Annotated in this window: 7 protein-coding genes; 5 read left to right on the forward strand and 2 right to left on the reverse strand. The window is 72.9% G+C overall.

The window, feature by feature from the left end:
- Positions 1-12 precede the first annotated feature (12 nt).
- Positions 13-474 carry a S26 family signal peptidase gene (locus tag FH610_RS38340; protein WP_139580139.1) on the forward strand — a complete coding sequence of 154 codons (462 nt, stop codon included), beginning with the start codon at positions 13-15 and terminating at the stop codon, positions 472-474.
- Here the strand turns inward: FH610_RS38340 and FH610_RS38345 are convergent.
- Entirely contained in the window at positions 423-3,704 is a 3,282-nt protein-coding gene (locus tag FH610_RS38345) for an AfsR/SARP family transcriptional regulator (RefSeq protein WP_139580140.1), read from the reverse strand. The genes FH610_RS38340 and FH610_RS38345 overlap by 52 nt on opposite strands.
- Before the next feature lie 319 nt (positions 3,705-4,023).
- Here FH610_RS38345 and FH610_RS38350 point away from each other — a divergent pair, with 319 nt between their 5' ends.
- From FH610_RS38350 to FH610_RS38360, 3 genes are read left to right on the forward strand one after another with little or no spacing between them, the layout of a single operon-like run.
- Positions 4,024-4,857 carry a CPBP family intramembrane glutamic endopeptidase gene (locus FH610_RS38350; RefSeq protein ID WP_139580141.1) on the forward strand — a complete coding sequence of 278 codons (834 nt, stop codon included), beginning with the start codon at positions 4,024-4,026 and terminating at the stop codon, positions 4,855-4,857.
- Entirely contained in the window at positions 4,854-6,008 is a 1,155-nt protein-coding gene (locus tag FH610_RS38355; RefSeq protein WP_205826357.1) for a sensor histidine kinase, read from the forward strand. Before FH610_RS38350 ends, FH610_RS38355 begins: the two co-directional genes overlap by 4 nt.
- Entirely contained in the window at positions 6,005-6,664 is a 660-nt protein-coding gene (locus tag FH610_RS38360) for a response regulator (RefSeq protein WP_139580142.1), read from the forward strand. The genes FH610_RS38355 and FH610_RS38360 overlap by 4 nt, the downstream gene beginning before the upstream one ends.
- 57 nt (positions 6,665-6,721) lie before the next feature.
- Here the strand turns inward: FH610_RS38360 and FH610_RS38365 are convergent, their stop codons facing one another.
- Complete coding sequence (locus FH610_RS38365; protein WP_139580143.1) at positions 6,722-7,564, reverse strand: helix-turn-helix transcriptional regulator; 843 nt, start codon at positions 7,562-7,564, stop codon at positions 6,722-6,724.
- 245 nt (positions 7,565-7,809) lie between these two features.
- On the opposite strand from FH610_RS38365, the gene FH610_RS38370 reads away from it, so the two are divergent.
- Positions 7,810-8,841 (forward strand): aldo/keto reductase, encoded by a 1,032-nt coding sequence (locus FH610_RS38370; protein ID WP_338104626.1) that lies wholly within the window; start codon positions 7,810-7,812, stop codon positions 8,839-8,841.
- The last annotated feature ends 122 nt before the right edge of the window (positions 8,842-8,963 follow it).

Here is an 8,963-nt window from a genome sequence, read left to right on the forward strand (position 1 = left end):
GAAAGGTTGATCATGCAACATTTCGTGATTTCGCTGCTGTCTCTGGCCGTGGCCGCCGCGGTCGCCGGGATGGTCGCGGCCCGGCGACGCTTCGTCGTGGTGCGGGTGGCCGGGACGAGCATGGTTCCGACGTACCAGCCGGGAGATCGGGTGCTCATACGACGCGGCGGGCGGGCGGTCCCGCGGCGCGGCCAGGTGGTGGTCTTCCGGCGCCTGCAGCCGGGCGGCACGGGCTCTTCGGGACGCGCGTCCGGACTGCGCGGGACGGAGTGGCTGATCAAGCGGGTCGCCGCCATGCCGGGCGACAGGGTGCCCGACCAGGTCGCGCCGGGCGTGCACGCCGCGCCGGGTGACGTGGTCCCGGCCGACCGGCTGGTGGTCCTCGGCGACGGCCCGACCAGCCGGGACTCGCGGCACTGGGGCTACCTGCCGGTGAGCGAGGTGCTGGGCGTCGTCATCCGCAGGTTGTCGTGATCGGGCGAGGCCCCGTCCACGCCGTCCACGCCGTCCACGGCGGCCTCTGCGGTGTTGCCGAGCCGCTGGAACAACCGGTGCGCCGCCGTCCAGGACCGCGTGGCCGCCTCCTGGTCGCCGCAGTCGTGCTGGACCCGGCCGAGGGCTCTCAGCGCGAGCGCCTGCTCGTGGAGGTCGTGCAGCCCGCGCGCCGTGCGTACCGCGTCGTCGAGCGCGCGTACCGCCTGGTCGGCGCGGCCGCCGAGACGGTGTGACTCACCCAGGACGCGGAGCCCGGCGGCCTGTCCGGAAGGAACTCCGAACTCCTCGAACACGGCCAGCGCCCGCTCGATCGGCTTCGCCACGTTCCGGCGCCCGAAACGAAGGCACAGATCGCCGAGGGCGAGCAGCAGATACGCCTCCAGCAGCCGCTCCCCGCGCCGCCGGCAGATCTGCAGGCCCTCCCACAGATGGTGGGAGACGCGCCTGCCCGTGGCCTGGTCGCGGCAGGCGGCCGCCATCTCCCGCAGGGCGAGGGTCCTGGCCACCAGACTGTTCCCGCGGATCGCCAGGCGGAGCGCCCGGTCCGCGCAGGCGAGCGCGTCCTCGTGGAGCCCCTGCTCCCGGTCGGTGACGGCGCGGACGTACCAGAGACGGCTCAGGGCGAGCTCGTAGCCGATCTCCTCAGCCATGGCCATGGCCTCGTCCGCCACCGCGCGGGCCTGGTCGGGGTCGCCCCCGCGGCACAGCGCGAACGCCCGCAGGCACAGCAGGTCGAGCGCGCCATGCCGTTCCCCCGCCGCGCCGAACACCGCGAGCGCCGCCTCGATCGCCTCGGGGCCGACGCCGCGCCGCTGCTCCACGCCGATCATGAGCAGGTGGCCGAGGCCGCGCGTCATCACCGCCTCGCCCCACCGGTCGCCGCCCAGTGCGCACGCCCGCAGCGCCAGCTCGTGGGATGACGCCCAGTCCCGGTAGTGCCCGCGGAAGGCGTAGTAGCCGGCCGCGCGGGCGGACAGTTCCCAGGCCGCCTCGTTCAGACCGAGCCGGCAGGCCTGCGCCACCCCCGCCAGAAGGCTCTGCCGCTCGCTGTCGAACCAGGCCGTCGGATCGCCGACCAGGGCCCTGGTGGTGGCGGGGTCGGCGTACCAGCGAGGGGCCGCGCCACGGATGACGGAGGCCGCCTGCTCCGGCAGGCCGCTCTCCGCCGCCTCCGCGAGCGCGAGCAACGCGCCGAGAACGCGGGTGATCGCCTTGTCCCGCTCGCCGGCGGTCTCCTCCAGCTCGGCGCGTTCCCGCGCGTAGAGCCGTACCAACTCATGGAAGCGGTAGCGGAACTGCCCGTTCCCGTCGCTGCCCTCGCAGTTCAGGAGCTGGGCGTCGACGAGCATATCGGCGTACGTCTCGGCTTCGCGCACCGTCACGTCGAGGGCCGCCGCGAGCATCCAGGCGGCGAAGGCGGGGACGTCGAGCAGGCCGAGCATCCGCAGCGCCCGCCGGCTGGTCTCGTCGAGCCTGTCGTAGTCGGCGGCCAGCCCCGCCCGGACCGACAGGTCGCCGAGAGAGAGCTCGTCGAGGCGCCGCCGCTCCGCCCGCAGGCGATCCGCCAGGTGGTCGAGTCGCCAGTGCTCGCGCAGCGCCAGTTTCGCCCCCGCGATCCGTATCGCCAGGGGCAGGTGACCGCAGAGCCGGACGATCTCGGCCGCGACCGTGGGCCGCGCCGCCACCCGGATCGGCCCGGCGATCCGCCCGAGCAGCTCCGACGCGCATGCCGGATCGAGCGGGCCGACGCGTACGGATCGGGCGCTCAATCCGGCGACCCCGCGCCTGCTCGTCAGCAGTACGGCGCAGCCCGCGCCACCCGGCAGGAGCGGCCTGACCTGCTCCTCGCCCGCGGCGTCGTCCAGCACGACCAGCACACGACGGTCGGCCAGGACGGTGCGGAACAGCTTCCCGCGCTCCTCGGCCTCGTCCGGCACCGCCCGCGCGTCCACCCCGAGGGCGATCAGGAACCGCCCCAGCGCCTCGGCCGGGACGATCGGCCGAGGGCAGGTCCCGCGCAGGTCGATGTAGAGCCGGCCGTCGGCGAACGTCTCCCGCAGGCCGTGGGCGACGTGGACCGCGAGCGCCGTCTTGCCGGTGCCCGCCCCGCCGTACAGGGCCACGACCGGCGTCGCGGCGGTGTGTCCGTCCGCGCCGGTGAGCCACAGCCGCAGTGACTCCGCCGTGTCCTGGCGTCCCGTGAAGTCCGCGATGTCCGGTGGCAGATGGCACGGCACCGTCGTCGCGGGCCCCGTCCGCCCCTCACCCGTCCGCCCCTCACCCGTCCGCCCCTCACCCGTCCGCCCCTCACCCGTCCGGCTCTCCGCGTCGCTCCCGGCTTCGTCCCCGGCGGTGTTTCCGTCAGCGTTTCCGGCGCTGTAGTCGGCGGTGTCCCGGGCTTCGAAGTACGCGGCGCGCTCGTCCGCGCAGGCCGCCCCCTCCGGCCCGAGGATCTCGCCGGCGAACGGTCCGATCGCTTCGTCCCGCAGGATCGCCTCGTGCACCCGTCGCAGCATCCGGCCGGGTTCCACGCCGAGTTCCTCACCGAGCACGGTCCGCGTCCGCTGGTAGACCCGTAACGCCTCGACCTGGCGCCCGGCTTGGCTCAGGGCCAGCATCAGGCAGGCGTGCAGCCGCTCCCGGTAGGGATGCAGCTCTGCCATCTCGGTCAGGCCGGTGACCAGCTCCGCGTGGCGGCCCCGGGCCAGGTCGACGACGGCCAGCTCCTCACAGGTCAGCAGCCGTTCCTCCTCGAGCCGCCGCGCCTCGTCGGCCACCATCGACACGTCCCCGATGTCGGCGTAGGCGGGCCCCCGCCACAGGCCGAGCGCACGCTCGAACAGCATGCCCGCCTTCGCCGGGTCCGCGTTCCTCCTGGCGGCCCGCCCCGCCGCCGTGAGCTCCCGGAAGCGCAGCACGTCCAGCTCCGGCGGCAGCACGGTGATGGCGTAACCACCCGTGCTACGGACGACGCGGTCGCGCTCACCCAGCGCCTGCCTCAACCGCAGCACGTATATCTGAAGGGTCTTGTGCGCGCTGCGGGGCGGTGTGCTCCCCCACAGGGCCTCGACCAGCGCCGGCACCGCCACCGGCCTGCCCGGCGTACACAGCAGGGCCGCCAGCATGCGTCGCAGCATCGCCGCGCCCAGCGGGACGGGCACCCCGTCGCGGCTCACCCGCAGCGGCCCGAGAACGTCGAACTCCAACACCGTCACCCCTCGCGAGGCCGGTCACCGGGGCGAGCCTTCGATCAGCCGAGGTGCCCGCCGCCTCCTCCCCCGGCCATGCCCTGCCCCGGCGGCCCCCCGTCGCATGGCCACCTTCTCTTCACTAACTGTGCGGGCGCAGCCCGAGCATCGGAGACGCCGGTATATCCGTCGTATAGGCCCTGGTAGCGCGGCGCACTTGTCCCCCGTGCGAGCTACCCGCGAATGTCCACCGCGCGGTGACGATTCCAGACCGTCGAATCCCTAGCGTTCTCGGCGTAACCGCGGCGCTCCGGTCGCGGAGTCTCCCAAAGGAGTCGTCATGCGACTGTTGAAGCAGCTGGTGGCCGTCGCGGCGGTCGCCTTCGCCGGCAACCTGGGCATGGGCGCGGTACAGGGGAACGCGTTTCTCACCCTGGTCCTCGGTGTCGCGACAGCCGTACTCGCGGTGTTCGTGTACGCGTGGGCGGTGCGGTGGTCGGAGCGCCGCGCGCCGGTGGAGGTGGCCGGGGAAGGCGCCGCCTCCGCCGTCGGCCGGGGGATGCTGATCGGTGCCGGGGCGTTCACGGCCGTCATCGTGAACATCGCTCTCGTGGGCGGTTACCGGATCGAGGGCCTCGGCTCGGTGACGGGCGCGGTCGGGCTGCTCGGCTTCAGTGCCGCCGCCGCGGTGACGGAGGAGCTGCTGTTCCGCGGCGTCCTGTTCCGGATCGTCGAGAAATGGACCGGCACGTGGATCGCGCTGGGGCTGACCGGCCTGGTGTTCGGCCTGATGCACCTGGGCAACCAGAACGCCAACCTGTGGGGCGCGATCGCCATCGCGATCGAGGCCGGCGGCATGCTCGCCGCCGCCTACGCCGCGACCCGCACCCTGTGGCTGCCGATCGGCCTGCACTTCGCTTGGAACTTCGTCGAGGGCGGCGTCTTCGGCACCGAGGTCTCCGGCAACGGCGCGACGCAGGGGCTGCTGCATGGTGTGACGTCGGGTCCGGACGTGCTCACCGGCGGCGAGTTCGGGCCGGAGGCGAGCGCGTACGCGGTGGTGTTCGGCCTGCTGCTGACGGTCGTGTTCCTGTGGCTGGCCCGCCGTCGCGGCAACCTGGTTCCCCGTCGGCGCCGTGCCCGCGCCGGCGCGACCGCTACGCTCTCCCAGTGATCGATCTCCGGCGGGTCCCCGATCTGTGGAGGCGGTCCGACGTCACGGTCCGGGATCTTCCGCTCGCGCTGCTGCTGGCCGTCTCGTCGTTCCTGCCGGCGATGCACAACCACGGGACGCAGCTCGGCGACCTGCCGACCCGCCCCTTCGACGCGGCGGCCGTCCTGGTGGTCGCCCTCCAGTGCCTCTCGCTGGCCGTCCGGCGACGATGGCCGGCCGTCTGCCTCACCTTGGGGTCGCTCGGCTTCGCCCTCGACCAGCTCCTCGCTTACCACACGGCGGCGAGCACCGCACTGCCCATCGTGCTGATGAGCACGGGCGCCCATCTGGAGCGGCACCGGCGCGTCACCGCGGTCCTCCTCTCCGTGGCGTACGTGCCGCTGGCGGTCGCGCTCGACCGGACCGGCTCGGCCGAGGGACTGGAGGGATATGTCACGTTCTACCTGGTGCTGGTCCTCGCGTGGGGCATCGGGGCCTGGCTGCGCTCCACCCGGGCCGCCGAGGCCGAGGGCCGCCGCCGCGTCGCCGAGGCCACCCGCGCCGCCGAACGCACCCGCATCGCCCGCGAGCTGCACGACGTCGTGACCCACCACGTGACGGCGATGGTCGTGCAGGCCGAGGCGGCACGCTACCTGACCGCCGCACCCGACCGCCTCGACGCGGCACTGAGCGCCGTCACCGACACCGGCCGACGGGCCATCTCCGATCTGCGGCACCTGCTCGACCTGCTCAACCCCGATCACGACACCGACGTCAGGATGCCGTCCGTCGGAGAACTTCGCACTCTGGTGGAGCAGACGCGCCAGGCCGGGCAGCCGGTGGAGTTCGCCGAGGAGGGCAGTCCGGCGGAATCGTCCGGCAGCGCGGAGTTCGTGGCCTATAGGGTCGTGCAGGAGTCCCTGACGAACGCCCTCAAATACGCCCACGGCAGCCGCACCGAGGTCCGCGTGCGCTATGGCGAGAAGGAGATCCTCGTGGAGGTCAGCACCGATGGTTCCGGCTCGCGGACCGGCTCGCCCGGCGGGAGCGGGCGGGGCCTCGCCGGGCTCCGCGAGCGGGTCGACGCCCTGGGCGGCGAGTTCAGCGCCGGGCGGCGGGCGGGCGGCGCCTTCGTCGTGCGGGCACTCATCCCCGCGGGGAGCCCGGCGTGAACGCGCCGGTCCGGGTCCTGGTCTGCGACGACCAGGCGCTGATCCGCACCGGATTCGCGACGATCATCGATGCGCAGCCCGACCTCGAGGTGGTGGGCGAGTGCGGGGACGGTCGCGCCGCGGTCGACCTCGCTCGCCGGCTGAACCCGGACATCGTGGTGATGGACGTGCGCATGCCGGTGCTCGACGGCATCGGGGCGACCCGCCTGCTGGCCGGCGCCGGGGTCGCGGACCCCGTCAAGGTGCTCGTGGTGACGACGTTCAACCTGGACGAGTACGTCTACGAGGCGCTGCGTGCGGGGGCGAGCGGGTTCTTGCTCAAGGACGCCCCACCGGCACAACTGCTGCACGGCATCCGCACCGTCGCGACGGGTGCCGCGCTGCTGGCCCCCGAGGTGACGCGGCAGCTCGTCGGCAGGTACGCGGCGCGGATTCGTCCCGCCGAGGGCACGCCGGACGACGTCGCGCTGACCCCGCGCGAGCTGGAGGTGCTGCGCCTCATCGCCGACGGCCTGTCCAACGGTGAGATCGCCGCGACGTTGGTCATCAGCCAGGAGACCGTCAAGACGTACGTGTCGCGCATCCTCACCAAGCTCGACCTGCGCGACCGCGTGCAGGCCGTGGTCTACGCCTACCGCAGGGGCCTGGTGACCTGAGACCGGCAGACCGCGCCTTGCCGCTCCTGCGGGCGCGGGCGGACCCGGCGCGGCGGTTCAGCCGATGGTCAGGTCCTGGATGCCGACCACGCGCAGCAGCTCCAGCCGCTCGTAGGACTCGCTGCCCGGGCGGGCGGTGTAGGCGACCAGCCGCTGGTCGTGCTCCGGGCTCAGCAGTACCTCGCAGTCCAACTCCAGCAGGCCGACGACCGGATGCAGGAAGCGCTTGACGTCGGCGCGGCGCACGGCCACGTCGTGGGTGTCCCACAGCGCCGAGAACTCCTCGCTGCGGGCGCGGAGCCTGCGTACGAGCCCTGCCAGCCGCGCGTCGTCGGGGCGGCGGGCGAGTGTGGCGCGCAGATCCGCCACCGCGACGCGGGCGGCGCGGTCACGGTCCTCGGCCGGGAAGAGTTCCCGCGCGGACGGGTCCGTGAAGTAGCGCCAGGCGACGTTGTGCTCCGCCTCGGGGCGGGCGGACACGTCACCGTGGAGTGCTTTGGCCATCGCATTCTGCGCGAGGATGTCGCCGCGGTCGCTCACCACCTGGGCGGGGATGTCCGTCAGCCGGTCGAGGACGAGCAGCAGGCCGGGACGGACGTGCTCCGTGGCCGGCCGGTCCCGCGGCGGCTCCTCGCCGGCGAGATGGAAGAGGTGGTCCCGTTCGTCGCCGGTCAGCCGCAGCGCGCGGGCGACGGCGGCGAGCATCTGGCGCGACGGGCGCGAACCCCTGGCCTGCTCCAGCCGCGTGTAGTGGTCGGTGGACATGCCCGCCAGCTGCGCCACCTCCTCGCGGCGCAGTCCCGGGGTGCGCCGCCGCGCGCTCTGCGACAGCCCCACGTCGGCTGGGACGAGTCGGGCACGGCAGTGACGCAGGAAGTCGGCCAGTTCGGTTCTGTCCACACTCCCACCATGCCCCGGGGACGCCGGACGCAGCCAGGGACCGCCTGTCCCCGGATGAGGACGTCTCTCCCGCCGACGCCCGCACCGCCGCACGCTGGGAGCCGGTGCGGCGGACCGGCGGCGCCCTCACGGGGCGACGAGACGAGCACCGGAGAGGTGCCGTGTGCCACCCGCGGCACCCGCAGGACGGCTCCATCCGGTTCGCCGGTGCTACGGATCACCCGGATCTTTCGATGAAGGAAGGCATGGTTCGCATGCGGTACCGCACGCTCGGCCGGACCGGTATCAAGGTCAGCCCCTATGCGCTCGGCGCATTGATGTTCGCCACGTCCGTCGGCAACCCCGACCCCGACGACTCGATCCGCATCATCCACAAGGCGCTCGACGCGGGGATCAATTTCGTCGACACCGCCGACGTCTACGGCGACTCCGAGGAGATCGTCGGCAGAGCACTCGAAGGGCGCCGCGACAGCGTCGTCCTCGCGACCAAGTTCAGCCGCCCGATGGGTGACGATCCCAACCAGCAGGGCGCCTCACGGCGCTGGATCATGACCGCGGTCGAGAACTCGCTGCGCCGCCTCCGGACCGACCGCATCGACCTCTACCAGATCCACCGGCTGGACCTCGACACCGACATCGAGGAGACGCTCTCAGCGCTCTCGGACCTGATCCACAGCGGGAAGGTCCGCGCGATCGGCTCGTCCGCGATGCCCGCCTCCGGCGTCGTCGAAGCCCAGTGGGTCGCCGAGCGGCGCGGCCTGGAACGGTTCCGCACCGAGCAGCCGCCCTACTCGCTCCTCAACCGCGGCATCGAGAGAGAGGTCCTGCCGCTCGCGCAACGCTACGGGATGGGCACCCTCGTGTGGGCCCCGCTCGCGCAGGGACTGCTCACCGGCCGCGTACGCAAGGGGCGGCAGAACGACCTGCGCCGCGCCGGCTTCTTCAGGCACCTCAACGACGAGCACCGTCTCGACGCGGTCGAACAGTTCATCTCGCTCGCCCAGGAGGCGGGCCTGCCGATGACCCACCTCGCCATGGCGTTTGCCATCGCCCATCCCGGCGTGACCAGCGCGATCATCGGGCCGCGCACGATGAGCCACCTCGACGACCTGCTCGCCGGCGCCGACGTCGCACTCACCGACGACATCCTCGACCGGATCGACGAGATCGTCCCGCCCGGCACCGACGTCGGCACACTCGACCAGGCCTACGTGCCGCCGGCTCTCCAGCAGACGAGCCTGCGCCGCCGCCCCGCCGGCGAACGCACCGCCGCCTAGAAGGCCACTGAAGATCTTGTCTCGATAACGGCCGGTGCTTGTGGTCGGCCGTGGTTCGCTCAGGCGGGTTTGGGCTCCAGTGTCCAGACGTTGCCGGTCCGGGTGAGTCCGAGGTTGATCAG

The organism is Microbispora catharanthi, assembly GCF_006334915.2.
GTDB lineage: Bacteria > Actinomycetota > Actinomycetes > Streptosporangiales > Streptosporangiaceae > Microbispora > Microbispora catharanthi.